Below are 18293 nucleotides of genomic sequence, written 5' to 3'. Positions count from 1 at the left end.
TATTGCTAAACGGGGAAAACTGTTTGCTATCTGGATACTTTCTTTTATTTTAGAAATGTAGAAATAACATTTATTAATGAACAAAAAATCACTGATAGTACTTCTGGGCTTTACTACGGCTTTTGGACAAGTAAAGAAAAATGTTAGCTACTTTCCGCTCAACAAGGTTCATTTGTCCGAAAGTGTTTTCAGCCGGGCGATGCTCACGGATGAGAAATATATCCTGGCAATGGATGCAGACCGGCTTCTGGCACCCTATCAGAAAGAAGCTGGACTTAAACCCGGCAAAGAGAACTATCCCAATTGGGAAAATACAGGATTGGATGGTCATATTGGCGGTCATTATGTATCCGCTTTGGCATTAATGTATGCTTCTACAGGTGATTCAAAAATAAAGCAGCGTCTGGATTATATGATTGATGAGCTGGAGCGTTGTCAGAATCTTTCAGGAGACGGTTATCTTTCGGGAGTTCCGAACGGTAAAAAAATCTGGAAGGAAATTGCCGGGGGAAATATCCGGGCAGCAACTTTCGGTTTGAATGACCGTTGGGTTCCTTTATATAACATTCACAAGATATATTCGGGTTTACGTGATGCCTATTGGTATGCGGAGAGCGGGAAAGCAAAACAAATGCTCATCAGGCTCACGGATTGGATGGCTGAAGAAGTTTCCGGACTTTCCGATGCACAGATTCAGGACATGCTGCAAAGTGAACACGGTGGTCTGAATGAAGTTTTTGCTGATGTTTACGACATTACAAAAAATGAAAAATATCTAAAGCTTGCCCGCCGTTTTTCTCATCTTGCGATTCTGAATCCACTGCTGAATGGTGAAGATAAACTCACCGGCATCCACGCCAATACACAGATTCCGAAAGTGATTGGATTTAAACGCATTGCCGATTTGGAAAACAATAAAGAGTGGAGCAATGCCGCCGATTTTTTCTGGAACAATATTACGCAGAAAAGATCAGCTGTTATCGGAGGAAACAGTGTCAGCGAGCATTTCAATCCGACCAGTGATTTCAGCGGAATGATTAAAAGTATTGAAGGTCCCGAAACCTGCAATACCTATAATATGCTGAAACTCTCCAAGGAATTGTACGCAGCCAATCCAAAATCATCTTATGTGGATTATTACGAAAAGGCTTTGTACAATCATATTCTTTCCACACAAAATCCCGGAAAAGGCGGTTTTGTTTATTTTACACCAATGCGTCCCGGTCATTACAGGGTGTATTCCCAGCCGGAAACCAGCTTTTGGTGCTGCGTAGGTTCCGGAATGGAGAACCACGCCAAATATGGTGAAATGATCTATGCGTATTCTGATGAAGATCTGTATGTAAACCTGTTTATTCCTTCCGTTTTAAAATGGTCTGAAAAGAAAATAATTCTGAGACAGGAAAATAATTTCCCGGAATCACCATCTACGAAACTGATCTTTGATGTTGTATCAGCCTCAAATATCAATTTAAAATTAAGAGCGCCGGAATGGTCAGATGCCTCTCAAATCAACATTTCAGTAAATGGTAAACACATCAGTGTGCCTGTGAATGCTGAAGGGTATTTTAGTATCAAAAGAAAATGGAAAAAAGGAGACGTGGTCGAGATGAAAATGCCGATGCATCTTGCCGCAGAACAGCTTCCCGATCATTCAGATTATTTTGCGTTTAAATATGGTCCGGTTGTTTTAGCTGCTAGATACGGAAAAGAAAACCAGGATGGACTTTTCGCCGATGACAGCAGAGGTGGACATATCGCGCACGGCCCACAGATTCCTTTAAATGAAATTCCAACTATTTCAGGCCCTTCAGCTTCGGTTTTAAATCATTTGGAAACGGTTAGCGGAAGAGATTTGACCTTCAGATTGAGTGGTCTGTATCCCCAGAATAAATTCAGTAACGGACTGGAATTAGTTCCATTTTATAAGATTCATGAAGAGCGCTACATCATTTATTTTCCCCAGGCAGATCAGGATAAGATTGAAAAGATTCAGAAGCAGAAAGCTAAAGAAGAAGAGGAAATAAGAAAGCTTGACAGCATCACTTCAGATAAAGTTCAGCTGGGTGAGCAACAACCGGAATCAGATCATTTCATCGACAGCAAAGATTCCAATACCGGTTATATGGAGGACCGTCATTTCCGTGAGGCAAAAGGCTGGTTCAGCTATCAGATGAGAAACAAAGATAAAAAGGCAAAGTATCTTTATCTTCTTTATTTCGATGCCAATACCAACCGAACGTTGAATGCGGAAATTAACGGAATCAAGGTAATTTCTAAAAATTTCGACGGAAAACTAGGCAGCTCTTCACAATCATTATTAATTCCAATTCCCGAATCTGAAAGTCGTAAGGAAGTTCTGACAGTAAAATTTAATTCAGGTGAAAAATCCCTTACCCCGAAAATCATCGAAGTCAGATTGCTGAATCAAATGCCAAATAAAAACTAAACAAGTCTTGTCAAGTTTTTAAACCTTGAGAAAACTACAAAATATTCCAATCCATATGAACAATAGACTCAACAAAATTTTAAGCTTGCTGCTCTGCATATTCTGCATTTTCATTGAAGCTAAAATCAAGCTTCCCGCATTGGTTTCAGACGGAATGGTTCTGCAGAGAAACCAAAGGCTGAATGTTTGGGGAAAGGCTGATGCCGGAGAAAAAGTAGAAATTAAATTCATCAATAAAAAATACAGCACAACCGCCGACCAGGCCGGAAACTGGAAAATTCAGCTTCCGGAGCAGAAAGCAGGTGGTCCTTATACAATGACCATTAATGAAATTACATTGAAGGATATTCTTATCGGCGATGTCTGGCTGGCTTCAGGACAATCGAATATGGAACTTCCGATGCGCAGACTGACACCGCTTTATGCAGATGAGATTAAAAATGCAAATAATCAGAACATCAGATTCTTCACTGTTCCACAAAAATATAATTTTAAATTACCTCAGGCTGAGCTTGATGGTGGCAGGTGGGAAGCAACCAATCCACAAACGATTCTTAATTTTTCCGGAGTTGCCTATTTTTTTGCGAAAGAATTAAGTGAAAAAAACAAAGTTGCCATTGGAATTATCCACACCAGTTTGGGTGGTTCACCAATCCAGGCCTGGATGGATGAAAATTCCCTGAAAAAATACCCTGAATATCTTGACGAAGCCAAAAAATGGCAGAATGATGATTTAATAAAATCTACAGAATCTGGCGAACAAGCGTTAAGCAAAGCTTGGTACACAGAACTCGACGAAAGTGATATCGGATTTAATCAACATTGGGAAAATTTTGACCTAAACGATTCTGATTGGAAAACAATGAATATTCCCGGTTCCTGGGAAGATAAAGAAGGTTCTTTTGAAGGTTCGGTTTGGTTTAGAAAAGAGATTAATTTAACCAAAAATCAGGCAGGAAAAGCCGCATTTTTAAATTTAGGAAGAATAAAAGATGCCGATGTCACCTACATCAACGGAACAAAAGTCGGAAATGTAACCTATGAATATCCGCCTCGCTGGTACAATATTCCGGCAGGTATTTTAAAAGAAGGCAAAAATGTCATTGCCGTAAGAATTACAAACGGAAGCGGAAAAGGGCAGTTCATTGCTGACAAGCCTTACTATCTTGATATTGATGGAAATAAAATTGATTTAAAAACCGAATGGAAATATAAAATCGGGGCTAAAATGGAAAAAATGGCTCCCGGACAGACCTTCATCCGTTGGAAACCGACAGGGTTATACAATGCAATGATTCACCCTTTAATCAATTATAATATCAAAGGGGCGATTTGGTATCAGGGCGAAAGCAATACCGGAAAACCAAAAGAATACGGAGACTTGCTGACCACAATGATTCTGGACTGGCGAAACAAATGGAACCAAAAAGATTTGCCGTTTTTCACCGTACAGCTGGCCAATTTTATGGAACCGAAAAATCAGCCTGCCGAAAGTAATTGGGCAGAGCTCAGAGACCAGCAACGTCAAGTTTCGCTGAAAGTTCCAAACACAGGACTTGCCGTAATTATTGATTTAGGAGAGTGGAACGACATTCATCCGCTTGATAAGAAAACAGTGGGAGACAGACTGGCTTTACAGGCATTAAAAGTGGCATACAGAAAAAATATCACGGCAGACGGACCGGTGTATCAGTCAATGAAAGTGGAAGGAAATAAAATTATGCTCTCTTTCAGACCCGGAACAGATGATTTTGAGCCTGTTTCAGAGCTGAAAGGTTTTGCTGTCAAAAGTAAAAACGGTAAATATGAGTGGGCAAAAGCCAAAGTGGAAGGTAATAAAATAATGGTTTGGAACGATGATGTAAAAGAACCTTTCGCTGTTCGCTACGACTGGGCAGACAATCCCGACGGAAATTTGAAAAACAAAACAGGACTTCCTGCTTCACCATTTACTACTGAATAATTACTAAACCAAACATATAATAAAGGCGGATTTTATTCTATGATCTGTCAGTCTATAAATCTTTTTATCTAATATCTAATTCATATGAACAATCCATCCCAGAAAATATCCGTTGTTGAGAAAATCGGCTACAGTTTAGGAGACTTAGCGGCCAATCTGGTTTTCCAGACGCTTGTAACGTATTTAGCTTATTTTTACACAGATATTTACGGATTAAAAGCGGAAGATGCATCCATTATCACCCTTACTGTAGGCTTATTGGCAGGCTTTGTATTCAACCCGGTGATTGGTGCTTTGGCAGACAGAACCCGGACAAAATGGGGGAAATTCCGTCCTTGGATTGTACTGTCCGCAATTCCACTGGGTGCAGCGGCACTCTTTGCATTTAGCACACCCGATTTTTCTTACAAAGGAAAAATGATTTATGCAGCAGTTACATATTCGCTTTTGCTATTGCTTTATGCAGCCAATAATTTACCTTACGCAGCTCTAAGTGGTGTAATTACAGGCGATATGAGCGAAAGAAATAGTATTTCATCTTACCGTTTTGTTGCCGTTATGTTTGCGCAATTTTTCGTTCAGGTATTTATGCTGCCCATTATTTTATCTGCAGGACATGGTGATAAAGCAGCCGGAATCGAGGTTGTAATGACCTGGCTCGCCATTATAGGAACGATCATGTTGCTGATAACGTTTTTTACAACCAAAGAAAGGGTGATTCCAAAACCGGAACAGGAATCGACTTTGGGCGCTGATTTAAAAGATTTAAAGAAAAATAAGCCATGGATTATCATGTTGATAGTTACCGCATTGATTTTCATTACACTCGCGATGAAAGGTGGCTCATATGTCTATTATTTTAACAACTATGTAGATGAAGCATCACTTCAGCAATTTATATCACCGATTACGAATTTCTTCAATTCCATTGGGATGAATTTCTTTGGAGAAGATCCACGGTCAGCAGGTTTCGGGCTCTTCAATGCAGGCGGGATTATCATGATGATTGTAGGGATTGCTTTTTCCAAAAAATTTGCTGACAAATATGGTAAGAAAGATGCATTCATCGCCTCATTGTTCATTTCAACATTGTTCGTACTGGCATTCATATTTTATCCGCCAAAATCGGTGGGGTTGATGTTCCTGTCACAGATTTTACACGGTTTCTTTTACGGAATCGGAACCCCTTTACTTTGGGCGATGATTGCAGATGTGGCAGATTATTCCGAGTGGAAAAATAACAGACGCGCAACAGCCATTATTTTCTCTGCGATGATGGTCGGCTTAAAGGTCGGCTTGAGTATCGGAAGTTCTTTGGTTGCATTGATTATCGGAAAATACGGTTACATTTCGTCAGAAGGTGCGATAAGCGTGATACAGCCGGAAACTGTTTCCGCAGGAGCAAAAATGCTGGTCAGTGTATTTCCTTCCATTCCGTTCTTTTTAGCGTGCGGATTGCTGATGTTCTATGAAATCAACAAAAAAATGGAAATCAAAATCGAGCAGGATTTGAAAGAAAGAAGAAAATCAACAGATTAATCAATTATATTTTTTGGACAGCTGATCCGTCTTCCACTCCCGCTTTTTTGTTCCGCTTGTTCCACAAAAAGAGCTCCGTTCAAGCCGGGCTGCGAGTGATTCGTATTCAAAAATCTTGACAAGATTAATTGGAATCAATAGGAACGGGCTTTAGCCCGTTTAATACAAGACAAGGAAAAAGGCTTTAGCCAAAATTTATAATAAGTTTCGGCTAAAAGCCAAATGAAAATAAAAATTTTATGAAAAAAATAGTAGCATTATTAGGAATTTTAACTTTGACCGTCTCGTGCAAGACAGCAAATACGGCAACTTCAAATGATTCTCTGAAAAACGCATTCAAAAATAAATTCTACATCGGAACAGCAATGAGCCTTCCGCAGATTCACGAAACAGAAGTAAAATCTGTTGAGATCATTAAAAATCAGTTCAGTTCCATTGTAGCGGAAAACTGTATGAAATCTATGTTCCTGCAACCACAGGAAGGCAAATTCTTTTTTGATGATGCTGACCAGTTTGTGGCTTTTGGAGAGAAAAATAAAATGTTTATCATTGGCCATACGTTGATCTGGCATTCTCAGCTGCCAAAATGGTTTTTCGTTGATAAAGACGGGAAAGACGTTTCTCAGGAAGTCCTTAAGCAGAGGATGAAAAATCACATCACCACGGTTGTAAGCAGATATAAAGGCCGCGTGAAAGGCTGGGATGTGGTTAACGAAGCCATCATGGAAGACGGTTCTTACCGGAAAAGTAAATTTTACGAAATATTAGGTGAAGAATTCATTCCGCTGGCCTTTCAGTACGCGCAGGAAGCTGATCCGAATGCGGAATTGTATTACAATGATTACAACGAATGGTATCCCGGAAAAGTGCAGACCGTCAGCAAAATGGTACAGACTCTAAAATCCAGAGGGATCCGCATCGATGGTGTTGGGATGCAGACTCACGTGGGTCTCGATACACCAACACTTGACGAATATGAAAAAGCAATTGTAGCTTATGCAGCAAACGGAGTGAAGGTTAATGTTACCGAAATGGAGATCAGCGCACTTCCGTCACCTTGGGGAACTTCTGCCAACGTTTCAGATACCGTGGAATATCAGGCAAAAATGAATCCTTATAAGGTAGGGCTTCCCGAAAATATAAAAGCAGAATGGGAAAACCGTTATCTGGATTTTTTCAGATTATTCCTGAAGCATCAGGATAAAATCAGAAGAGTAACCTTGTGGGGCGTTACTGATGCCCAATCTTGGAAAAATGACTTCCCGGTAAAAGGAAGAACCGATTATCCATTACTTTTCGACCGGAACGATCAGACAAAACCTGTGGTGGAAAAAATCATTCAGTTAACAAAAGAAAAATAATGCAACTTCAAACCTTATAGGTTTTCAAAACCTATAAGGTTTAAAAAATAATCTGCAAATCACAAAAATGTTTCTCTCGCAGATTTAGCGAATTAAGTAGATTTTTATTTAAATAATCTGAAAATCTGCGAGAAAATAAAATCTATCAGTCTATTATCTTAACATATAAATTAAAATGAAAAAATCAAAATATCTATTCCCGAAAGATTATATGGCAGACCCTTCTGTGCACGTTTTTGAAGGCAAATTGTACATTTACCCGTCCCACGACTGGGAAAGCGGAATGGAAGAAAATGACAACGGAGATCATTTTGATATGAATGATTACCACGTTTTTTCTCTCGATGATGTAGAAAACGGCGAAATTACAGACCATGGTGTTGTCCTTTCTGTAAAAGATATTCCGTGGTCAGGAAGACAGTTGTGGGATTGCGATGTGGCGTTCAAAAACGGTAAATATTATATGTACTTTCCGTTAAAAGATAAAAATGACATCTTCAGAATTGGGGTTGCAGTAAGCGACAAACCTTACGGACCGTTTATTCCGGAGAAACACCCGATGATGGGAAGTTACAGCATCGACCCTTGTATTTTTGAAGAAGATGGAAAATATTATATGTATTTTGGTGGAATCTGGGGCGGGCAGCTGCAACGTTATAGAAACAACAAAGCCCTTGAATCCGCGGTTCTTCCCAATGAAAATGAACCGGCAATTCCTTCAAAAGTAGCTTTGTTGAGTGACAATATGCTGGAATTCGGGGAAGAACCAAAAGATGTTCTGATTCTTGATAAAGACGGTAATCCTTTGCTTCACGGTGATAGACACCGTTTCTTTGAAGCTTCATGGATGCACAAATACAATGGCACCTATTATTTTTCATATTCTACCGGCGATACGCATTTGATATGTTATGCAACGGGAGACAATCCTTATGGGCCATTTACTTTTCAGGGAGAAATTCTGACGCCTGTTGTTGGATGGACAACCCATCACAGTATAGTTGAATTTAAAGGAAAATGGTATCTCTTTTTCCACGATTCTGTTCCGAGTGAAGGAAAAACATGGCTCAGAAGTATGAAGGTAATCGAACTTGAATATGACAGCAATGGTAAAATTAAAACCATTGAAGGTTTAGAAGAATAATCTATAAAAAGTCCCAAAGAGACGATTTAATGAAGGTAGGATAAAATCCTATTATCAATAGGAACGGGCTTTAGCCCGTTTAAAGATGAAGAGATACAATTTGGCTTTAGCCAAAACTTATTTAAATAAAAATTAAAAGAAAATCTAATGCGCTATTTCCGACTATACATCCTATTATTTCTAATGATTCCATTAACGATTTTCGCGGAAGACGGAAGTCAGCTTTGGCTTCGATTTCCGGCAAAAAATGGAGTGTCCTCAGACAAAATTATTTCCAAAGGAAACAATCCGACTTTAAATATTGCCAAAAAAGAATTGATGAATCATTGGCAGGGACAGGCTGTGGAACTTCGTACAGATAAATCATTAAAAAATCTGAAAGGTGGTTATACAATAAAATCAGTTCAGAACAAATTGGTTATTTCTGCTGAAAAAGAAATCGGATTGTTGTATGGAGTGTATCATATTTTACGTTTGCAGCAAACAAAATCAATGGTAACTAATCTTAATATTACCGAAAAACCATCTTATGATGTCAGAATTCTCAACCATTGGGATAATCTGGACGGGACGATTGAGCGTGGTTATGCAGGACATTCACTTTGGAAATGGGAAGATTTACCGGATACAATTTCCCCGAAATATGAAGAATATGCAAGAGCCAATGCCTCAATAGGAATTAATGCAACTGTTCTCAATAATGTGAATGCATCACCCAATATGCTCCGTAAAGACTATCTTGAAAAAATAAAAATTCTCGCAGACATTTTCAGACCTTACGGCATCAAGGTATACCTCTCAGTTAATTTTTCGTCTCCAAAAGTTTTAGGCGGACTTCAGAACTCCGACCCTTTAAACAAAGATGTTCAGAAATGGTGGAAAGATAAAGCCTCAGAGATTTACAAATTAATTCCGGACTTTGGAGGTTTTTTGGTGAAAGCCAATTCCGAGGGGCAACCCGGACCTCAGGATTATGGAAGAACACATGCAGACGGAGCCAATATGATGGCAGACGTTCTGAAGCCTTACGGAGGAATCGTAATGTGGAGAGCTTTTGTGTATAGTCCCAGCAAAGAAGACCGCGCAAAACAAGCCTATCTGGAATTCGTTCCCCTTGATGGGAAATTCAGAGATAATGTTATTGTTCAGATTAAAAACGGACCTGTTGATTTTCAGCCCCGTGAAGCGTTTAACCCACTTTTTGGAGCGCTGAAGAAAACTTCTGAAATGGTTGAGTTTCAAATTACTCAGGAATATTTAGGGCAAGCCAATCATCTGGTTTATCTCGCTCCATTGTTTAAGGAAACACTGAACAGCGATACTTATTCTGACGGAAAAGGTTCTACGATTGCTAAAATTACAGACGGAACGCTAAGACCTGCGAAAATTACGGCTATTTCTGCGGTTTCCAATATCGGGGAAGATAAAAACTGGACGGGTCATCATTTTGCACAGGCCAATTGGTACGCTTTCGGGCGTCTGGCGTGGAACCACGATCTGACTTCTGAACAGATTGCTGAAGAATGGATTAAAATGACGTTTACCGATAATGACAAATTCCTCAGTCCTGTGAAAGAAATGATGCTGACATCAAGGGAAACGGCAGTGGATTATATGATGCCTCTTGGTTTGCACCATATCTTTGCAGGAATGCACCATTATGGACCTGAACCTTGGGGTGATTACAAAGGAACTAGAGCAGATTGGTCGCCAGTTTATTACCACAAAGCTGATGCAAATGGAGTAGGTTTTGACAGAACTAAAACCGGAAGTAATGCAGTTTCAGATTATTTTCCTCCTTTGAATGAAGTGTATGGAAATATCAAGACCTGCCCTGAAAACCTGATTCTCTGGTTTCATCATGTTCCGTGGAATTATCAGATGAAAGATGGCAAAACTTTGTGGGAAGAATTATCTTACAAATACGATACAGGCGTTAAAAATGTACGCGAATATCAAAAAGTCTGGGACAAAATGCAGCCTTATGTTGATGAAGAACGATTCCAGAACGTTCAATCAAAATTAAAAATTCAGGCAAAAGATGCTGTTTGGTGGAAAGATGCGTGTCTGCTATATTTTCAGACTTTTTCGAAAATGCCGATTCCTTATGACATCGAGCGACCGGTTCACGAACTGGAAGATTTAAAGGAAATTAAGCTCAATATGGGACATCATAATTAGAATGGCTAATTAAATTTCCAGTATTCAATTTATCATTAAACTAAATCTCATCTTGATTATAATGAGCAAAATTTGCTCATTTATTTAATTAAGTGTAATTTTAACACTTATAACCTTAACAATTTATTTTATGAAATTTTTTATAGACACGGCGAATCTTGCTATGATTGAAGAAGCCAATGCTTTGGGTATTCTGGATGGCGTTACGACCAATCCGTCTCTGATGGCAAAAGAAGGGATTTCCGGAAAAGAAAATATTCTTAACCATTACCTTAAAATCTGTGATATCGTTGATGGCGATATAAGTGCCGAAGTTATCGGAATTACTTATGACGAAATGATTCAGGAAGGAGAGGAGCTGGCAGCCCTGCACCCGCAGATCGTGGTAAAAGTTCCTGTTACTAAAGACGGAATCAAAGCGATCAAATATTTTTCACAAAAAGGAATCAGAACAAATTGTACTTTAATTTTTTCCGCCGGACAGGCACTTTTAGCTGCGAAAGCAGGAGCAACATATGTTTCACCATTTTTGGGCAGGCTGGATGATGTTTCTACGGACGGTTTGAATTTAATTGAAGAAATCAGAACCATTTATGATAATTTCGGATTCAAAACGCAGATTTTAGCGGCTTCCGTAAGACACAGTATGCACATCATCAATTGTGCAAAAATAGGTGCAGATGTTGTTACCTGTCCTTTGCCACCCATTTTGTCATTGCTAAAACATCCGTTAACAGACAGCGGTTTGGAACAGTTTATCAAAGATTCACAAAAAATGAAATAAATATATGCAGCACGATATTTCAAAACTCAAAAATATCGCTTCCCAGGTAAGAAGAGATATTGTAAGAATGGTTCACGCCTGCCAATCAGGTCATCCCGGAGGTTCGCTCGGGTGTGCCGACTTTTTGGTTGCTCTTTATTTTGATGCGATGAAAAGAAAGGAGGGATTTGATATGAATGGAAAAGGTGAAGACGTATTTTATCTTTCCAACGGCCATATTTCTCCGGTTTTTTATAGTGTTTTGGCACATGCGGGTTATTTTGATAAGTCAGAATTAGCCACTTTCAGAAAACTGAATTCAAGACTGCAGGGACATCCCACCACACACGAACATCTTCCCGGGGTCCGTGTTGCATCAGGCTCTCTTGGGCAGGGCATGTCAGTGGCCATTGGTCACGCAGTTGGTAAAAAGCTGGACAAAGATGAAAATTTAGTGTTCACGCTCCACGGTGACGGCGAACTGCAGGAGGGGCAGAACTGGGAAGCCATTATGTACGCTTCTCACAATAAAGTAGATAATCTCATTGCGACAATAGATTACAACGGTCAGCAGATCGACGGACCCACTTCAAAAGTCCTTTCTCTAGGCAACCTTAAAGCCAAATTTGAAGCCTTTGACTGGAAAGTTCTTGAAGTGGAAAATGGAAATGATATGGACGAAATTCTTAGAGTTTTAGATGAAGCGAAGTCGTTGACAGGACAAGGACAGCCTATTTGTATTCTGCTAAAAACCGGAATGGGCTATGGTGTAGATTATATGATGGGAAGCCACGCCTGGCACGGAAAAGCGCCTAATGATGAGCAATTGGCAAAAGCATTAGACCAGCTTGAAGAAACTTTGGGAGATTATTAAACAGATATCAAATGAAAAAATATACTTATACAGAAAAAAAAGATACCAGAAGCGGTTTTGGAGCCGGTCTTGCGGAATTGGCGGACAAGAATTCTGATGTCGTAGCTCTTTGTGCAGATCTTATCGGTTCCCTGAAAATGGAAAAATTTATTGAAAAGGCACCGGAGCGTTTTTTCCAGATCGGAATTGCAGAAGCCAATATGATTGGTATTGCAGCAGGTTTGGCCACAGAAGGCAAAATTCCATTTACGGGAACCTTTGCCAATTTTTCTACCGGAAGAGTGTACGACCAGATTCGTCAGTCGGTGGCTTATTCCGGCAAAAACGTGAAAATCTGTGCTTCGCATGCGGGCCTTACTTTAGGCGAAGACGGCGCAACACACCAGATTCTGGAAGATATTGGGCTGATGAAAATGCTTCCGGGAATGACTGTTATCAATACCTGCGACTACAACCAGACCAAAGCAGCAACCATTGCTATTGCAGATTATGAAGGTCCGGTTTATCTGCGTTTCGGAAGACCTGTAATTCCTGTTTTTACCGATGAAAATCAAACTTTTGAAATCGGGAAAGCCTGGATGATAAACGAAGGAAAAGATGTGACAGTCATTGCAACAGGGCATTTGGTTTGGGAAGCGATAAAAGCCGGAGAAATCCTGGAAGAGCAGGGAATTGATGCTGAAATTATCAATATCCACACCATCAAACCCTTAGATGCTGAGGCCATTCTTAATTCGGTTAAAAAAACAGGATGTGTGGTTACTGCTGAAGAACATAACAGATTAGGAGGTCTGGGCGACAGCGTTGCACAGCTTCTGATCACGGAACATCTTGCGCCACAGGAATATGTTGCCGTAAACGACAGTTTTGGCGAAAGCGGAACACCTGATCAACTGATGGAAAAATATGGGCTGACGGCCAATGATATTGTGGAGGCGGCAAAAAAAGTTATAAAAAGAAAGGAATTGAATGCTTTTTAAATTTATGCTCAATTCACCTAAAGTATACATTGCAGTTATTTATGAAGGAGAAATTAGTTAATGATACAACAGAAGCATTCCAGGCTTTCTTTCATTCAGATCCGGAAAATATTTTTCTGGCTCCGGGAAGAATTAATATTATTGGTGAACATGTTGATTACAGCGATGGTTTCGTACTTCCAGCAGCTATTGACAAATACATTTGCTTTGCTGTAAAAAAAATTGAGGACTCGGAAACCTGTACCTTTTTTGCTAAAGACTTTGACGATTCTTTTAGTTTTAATATCAACCAAAAGCAAAGTCCTGTTTCGCAGACCTGGGTCAATTATTTACTGGGCGTATTTAATGCTGTTCAGGAAAGTGGGAAAAAGACCGGTGGTTTACAAATTGCTTTTAGCAGTACCATTCCGATGGGTTCCGGCTTATCTTCATCAGCAGCGCTGGAATGTGGATTCGCCTTTATTCTGAACCAGATTTTTGATTTAAATTTAAGCAGGAAAGATCTGGCTCTTATAGGTCAGAAATCCGAACATACCTTTGTTGGAGTACAATGCGGAATTATGGACCAGTTTGCCTCTGTTTTCGGTAAAGAACATCAGGTGATCATGCTGGACTGCCATTCTCTGGAACACCAGTATTTCGAAGCTAATCTGGAAGGTTACAGCCTTGTACTTTTCGATAGCTGCGTAAAACATACCCATCTCACTTCCGGCTACAACAACAGGAGAAAAGATGTGGATCAAGGAAAAAGGATATTGTGGGAAACATTTCCTGAAATCGAGAAGTTCAGAGATTTCAGTTTTTCAATGCTGGATGCAGTCAGATCGGAAATAGGAGAGACCTCATACAAAAGATGTCGGTATCTTTTAAAGGAAATCAAAAGAGTCGAAAAGGCAGCCAAAGCTTTATCAGAAGGCGATGTAGAATATCTTGGTAAACTTCTTACCGAAACCCATTCCGGACTTTCTACTGAGTTTGAAGTGAGCTGCGGAGAGCTCGATTTTCTGGTAGAGAAAACGGTAAAAGAAAATGGCGTTTTAGGCGCAAGAATAATGGGCGGCGGCTTCGGTGGATGCAGCATCAATCTGATTAAAGATGAAAATGTAAATGAAGTAATCGAAAAAATCAGTGCAGCGTACAAAGCCGGTTTTGGCATCGAAATGAAAGTGTACCGTGTAAAAATATCGGATGGAATTAAAGAATATAAAAGAAATGAATTCGTCATTTAATCAGAAAAAGCATCCTCACCGAAGGTATAATCCGCTTTTGGATGAATGGATTCTGGTGTCTCCGCAACGGGCAAACCGGCCTTGGCAGGGACAAACCGAAAAAATAGCCGAAGAAAAACTCCCGGTTCACGACCCTGATTGCTATTTATGTTCCGGAAATCTCCGTGTAAATGGAGAAAGAAATCCCGATTACAAAGGTGTTTATGTTTTTGAAAATGATTTTGGTTCTTTGATGAGAGATAATGTTGAATTCTCTGATGAAAATTCAGATTTCTTTGCATTGAAACCGGAGCGGGGAATTAACAGGGTGATTTGTTTTTCAGAAAATCACAGCCTTACTTTACCGGAAATGGAAGTCGGTGACATCAAAAAAGTAGTTGATGTGTGGCAACAGCAATATGAGGAATTGGGAGCTGAAGATTACATCAATCATGTTCAGATTTTTGAAAATAAAGGAAGTGTGATGGGATGTAGTAATCCGCATCCTCACGGACAAATATGGGCACAATCTTCTATTCCTTCGACGGTTTTGAGAACGCAGGAAAATCTGAAACAATATTTTGAAAAAAATGAAAGTTCTCTGCTGGAAGATTATATCAAAAAAGAATTGGAAATCGAAGAAAGAGTCATTCTTGAAAATGAGGATTTTGTAGCTGTTGTTCCATTCTGGGCAGTATGGCCTTATGAAACAATGATTGTAAGCAAAAGAAAAGTTGAAAATATTCTGCAGTTTTCTGATTCAGAGAAGTATTCATTAGCGTCAATAATAAAGGATTTAACAATTTTATACGACAATCTTTTTGAAATTTCTTTTCCATATTCAGCGGGAATTCATCAAGCGCCAACGGATGGAAAACCGCATCCGGAATGGCATTTTCACATGCATTTTTACCCTCCTTTACTCCGAAATGCTGAAGTGAAAAAATTTATGGTAGGCTACGAAATGCTGGCAGAACCACAGCGCGATCTCACACCGGAACAAAGTGCGGAAATATTGCAACATCTTTCAAAGGTACATTACAAAAATGTATAAATAAAAGAGCCTACCTTTGCATTGTAAATTTTAATTGAATTACCATCAAAAAATCCAAATGGAATTTTTTTGTAAAGAATACTATTATGACAGATATTAAACTGATTGTCACAGATATGGACGGTACTTTTCTCAATTCAGATTATGAAGTAAGTCCCAACTTTCCTTCCGTATTTAAAGAACTGAAAAAAAGGAATATTCTGTTTGTTCCTGCAAGCGGCAGGCAAATGCCGGGTATTACCCAATATTTTGAGGACATTAAAAATGAGATCGGTTTTATTGCAGAAAATGGAGGATATGTTATTTACAAAAATAAAGAGCTTTTTGCAGATAAATTAGACCATCAGTTTATTGTTGATATTACAGCAGCTGTCCGGGAAATTCCCGGTGCCAGAGCAGTTCTGTCTGCAAAAAAGAAAGCGTATTATGAAAGTGATGATCAGCAATTTATTGATTATTTTACAAAATATTATACTGAAAATCAAAAAGTAAATGATTTGGGAGAAGAAGTGGATGATGATGCGTTCAAGATCGCCGTTTATCATCCAGAGGGTTCTGAAAAGAATCTTTACCCTTTCCTGAAAAAATTCCGGGAAAATAATCTGGAAGTCGTTGTATCTGGAAAATACTGGCTTGATATTATGAATAAAGATATTAACAAGGGTAATGCACTGGAAAAGTTACAGAATCTTCTGAATATTACGCCGTCCCAAACCATGTCTTTCGGAGATTATATGAATGATATTACGATGCTGGAAAGGTCAAAATATTCTTATGCAATGGAAAATGCTCATCCTTCTGTAAAGGTGGCTGCCAGCTTTTCTACACTTTCAAATGATGATTTTGGCGTCTTAGAAACCATCAGCGAATATTTAAAAATCTAATCCTAAGAATTTAGAAAGATTTTCTTTTAGTTCAATTACTTGGATCAGGTTTTATTTAATAGAATACTTGAATTTAGCTAAATTGAAATTGTGAACGAACTATTTGCTTTTTATGCTGTCATTTTAGAAAATGGTCATAATTTAATTAATAATCTCTCCTTTATTATTAGCTAATTTTTCCCGCCATTGCTGTAATTGCTCAGGTGTTAGTCTTTGCCAGTCTCTTATTTCACCAACTATCTTCAACGGTTCGCTGGTGCGGTAAGAACGTGTCGGATTGCCGGGAAATTTTTTATTGGTGACATTGGGATCATCCTCAAAACGACCACTGGGCTCAACAATATATACATGTTCAGCACCATCGCCTTTGGCCAAAGCTGCAGCAAGACCCGCCCCGTTAACCAGTGCAGTAAAATAAATATGATTCATGACTAGTTCCGACTGATAATTGGAAGTACGCCCGCCGGTCAATAGATCACCTGCTTTTAGGTCCGCTTTTGTACCATGGTAAAAGGGACCTTTATCCGAAGGCTGGCTTACGGATGCTAACGCTAGTTCATGATATCTTTTTGCATTATCCATGTCGCCAACATTTTCATAGCATTCAGCAATGTTTGAGTAAAGAGCAATAAAAGCTCCTTTTACCGCTTCATTATCAGCTTTTAAGGCAAATTCCAGAGCAGTTTCATACCAACTTAATTTGTCAGCAACCTTTGCCTGACTTCGGGCAACATACCAGGCGGCAAGGAACTTTTCAAAGTCGTTTGTTGCCTTGTTCCAGGCCTGAAGAAATAATTTACCGGCTTCTTCCAGATTTGCAGTTTCTTCCATATGCATACCTTGCATACAGAGCTGTATAACGGGATTGTTGGGATTGAATTCCATTTTCGATGATTATTTTTTTTAAGAATGTAAAAATAGTGTTTTATGCATATTACACTAGTATTCTTTGTAATGAACCGCTTTATCAATCTCAATAGGATTGTTATATTTTCTGATGATTTGCTGCATACTTTTTGTCTGAGTATTCAACTCGTCTACAGTATGGATCTCTTTTCCATTGATATTGATCTTCAGATTAGTATTTGCTTTGCTGAAATTATTTCTTTCAAAAGCAAAAGGATCATTGTAAAAATCTAGGGTCAGCTTCACTTTCTGCTTTTCATTGATGGGGATTGCCTTGTTTCCGAAGTTAGATTCTATAAAACTATCAGTTGGAAAAGTACCTGAAAGCTCCTGGCTTTTTATCAGATTATATATAAAATTCTTTTTTGAATCCGAAAGCTCAAAAATCAGTCCCGGAAGTCCACGGAATTTATAAGGACCTTCATTAAAAGGAATATCCTTACAGAACCAAGCCGTCCAATTCCTGCCTCCAAATCGGGTAAAAGCTTTCTGCAGGGTGTAATTTTCAACTTTTTTTGTCTCATCTGAAATAACCCAGCTTATTTTATCTGTTGTTTTAAATGAATAATATCCTTCTTTAATCGCAATGAAATTTGTATTGTCATACGTGTTGATCTTTCTTTTCACGATCTGTCCGGACATGTCGGTATGGCTGTTGTTGGTTCCGAACTTTTTATTTAAAGAATCGGTTACCAGTAAATTATGGCCATAAAATTTGACCTCCTTAGGGTTAATGTCAAGAAGCATATTCAGTTTTTCATATCCTGCTTCGGCCGAATCCATTTTGTACTGTAGTTCATAAACAAATCTATGCGTCTGTGAGTGAAGGAATATAATAAAGAACAATGCTGGCAGGGCAAAAATATTTTTCATAATTAATTATTTTAAGATAATAAAAAAATCTTACAGGTGATCTTGCCCTTCATATGGGTTAGTATTAAATGATTTCTTAATAAAAATACAAAATTATTAAGTGCTGGAAAAAAA

14 protein-coding genes are annotated in these 18293 nt (G+C 38.9%); 12 read left to right on the top strand and 2 right to left on the bottom strand.

From position 1 onward, the window contains the following. Positions 1-76 precede the first annotated feature (76 nt). From V6R96_RS15085 to V6R96_RS15030, 12 genes are all read left to right on the top strand, one after another. Positions 77-2449, top strand: a complete 2373-nt coding sequence (locus V6R96_RS15085; protein ID WP_336379301.1) for a glycoside hydrolase family 127 protein — start codon at positions 77-79, stop codon at positions 2447-2449. 55 nt (positions 2450-2504) lie between these two features. Then, a complete protein-coding gene (locus V6R96_RS15080; protein WP_336379302.1) occupies positions 2505-4412 on the top strand; it encodes a sialate O-acetylesterase in 1908 nt (635 codons plus the stop codon). 84 nt (positions 4413-4496) lie between these two features. Beyond that, positions 4497-5951: an MFS transporter gene (locus V6R96_RS15075; RefSeq protein ID WP_336379303.1), complete on the top strand. Its 1455-nt coding sequence runs from the start codon at positions 4497-4499 to the stop codon at positions 5949-5951. A gap of 239 nt (positions 5952-6190) precedes the next feature. Then, positions 6191-7312 carry an endo-1,4-beta-xylanase gene (locus V6R96_RS15070; protein ID WP_336379304.1) on the top strand — a complete coding sequence of 374 codons (1122 nt, stop codon included), beginning with the start codon at positions 6191-6193 and terminating at the stop codon, positions 7310-7312. Between the two features lie 175 nt (positions 7313-7487). Beyond that, positions 7488-8456, top strand: coding sequence for a glycoside hydrolase family 43 protein (locus tag V6R96_RS15065; RefSeq protein WP_111952823.1), 969 nt, complete (start codon positions 7488-7490; stop codon positions 8454-8456). Between the two features lie 147 nt (positions 8457-8603). Further along, positions 8604-10637, top strand: a complete 2034-nt coding sequence (locus V6R96_RS15060; protein ID WP_336379305.1) for an alpha-glucuronidase — start codon at positions 8604-8606, stop codon at positions 10635-10637. A 130-nt stretch (positions 10638-10767) separates the two neighbouring features. Then, positions 10768-11421 (top strand): fructose-6-phosphate aldolase, encoded by a 654-nt coding sequence (fsa, locus tag V6R96_RS15055; protein WP_336379306.1) that lies wholly within the window; start codon positions 10768-10770, stop codon positions 11419-11421. A gap of 4 nt (positions 11422-11425) precedes the next feature. Beyond that, positions 11426-12274 (top strand): transketolase, encoded by an 849-nt coding sequence (locus V6R96_RS15050; RefSeq protein WP_223559738.1) that lies wholly within the window; start codon positions 11426-11428, stop codon positions 12272-12274. 11 nt (positions 12275-12285) lie between these two features. Beyond that, positions 12286-13254, top strand: a complete 969-nt coding sequence (locus tag V6R96_RS15045; RefSeq protein WP_336379307.1) for a transketolase C-terminal domain-containing protein — start codon at positions 12286-12288, stop codon at positions 13252-13254. A 41-nt stretch (positions 13255-13295) separates the two neighbouring features. Next, positions 13296-14483, top strand: coding sequence for a galactokinase (gene galK / locus V6R96_RS15040; RefSeq protein ID WP_336379308.1), 1188 nt, complete (start codon positions 13296-13298; stop codon positions 14481-14483). After that, positions 14443-15516, top strand: coding sequence for a UDP-glucose--hexose-1-phosphate uridylyltransferase (locus V6R96_RS15035; RefSeq protein WP_336379309.1), 1074 nt, complete (start codon positions 14443-14445; stop codon positions 15514-15516). Before galK ends, V6R96_RS15035 begins: the two co-directional genes overlap by 41 nt. Before the next feature lie 86 nt (positions 15517-15602). Beyond that, positions 15603-16400: an HAD family hydrolase gene (locus V6R96_RS15030; protein ID WP_223559734.1), complete on the top strand. Its 798-nt coding sequence runs from the start codon at positions 15603-15605 to the stop codon at positions 16398-16400. 141 nt (positions 16401-16541) lie between these two features. Here V6R96_RS15030 and arr read toward each other — a convergent pair whose 3' ends face one another. Both arr and V6R96_RS15020 read right to left on the bottom strand, forming a co-directional pair. Continuing rightward, entirely contained in the window at positions 16542-16982 is a 441-nt protein-coding gene (gene arr, locus V6R96_RS20800) for an NAD(+)--rifampin ADP-ribosyltransferase (RefSeq protein WP_407934763.1), read from the bottom strand. Positions 16983-17339: 357 nt separating this feature from the next. Further along, positions 17340-18179: a GLPGLI family protein gene (locus V6R96_RS15020; protein ID WP_336379311.1), complete on the bottom strand. Its 840-nt coding sequence runs from the start codon at positions 18177-18179 to the stop codon at positions 17340-17342. Positions 18180-18293: the final 114 nt, after the last annotated feature.

The sequence above is a fragment of the Chryseobacterium sp. CCNWLW53 genome (genome assembly GCF_037083525.1).
Classification (GTDB): Bacteria; Bacteroidota; Bacteroidia; order Flavobacteriales; family Weeksellaceae; genus Chryseobacterium; species Chryseobacterium lathyri.
The sequence above is the reverse complement of the archived record's forward strand: the minus strand, read 5'-3'. Positions and strand labels throughout refer to the sequence as shown.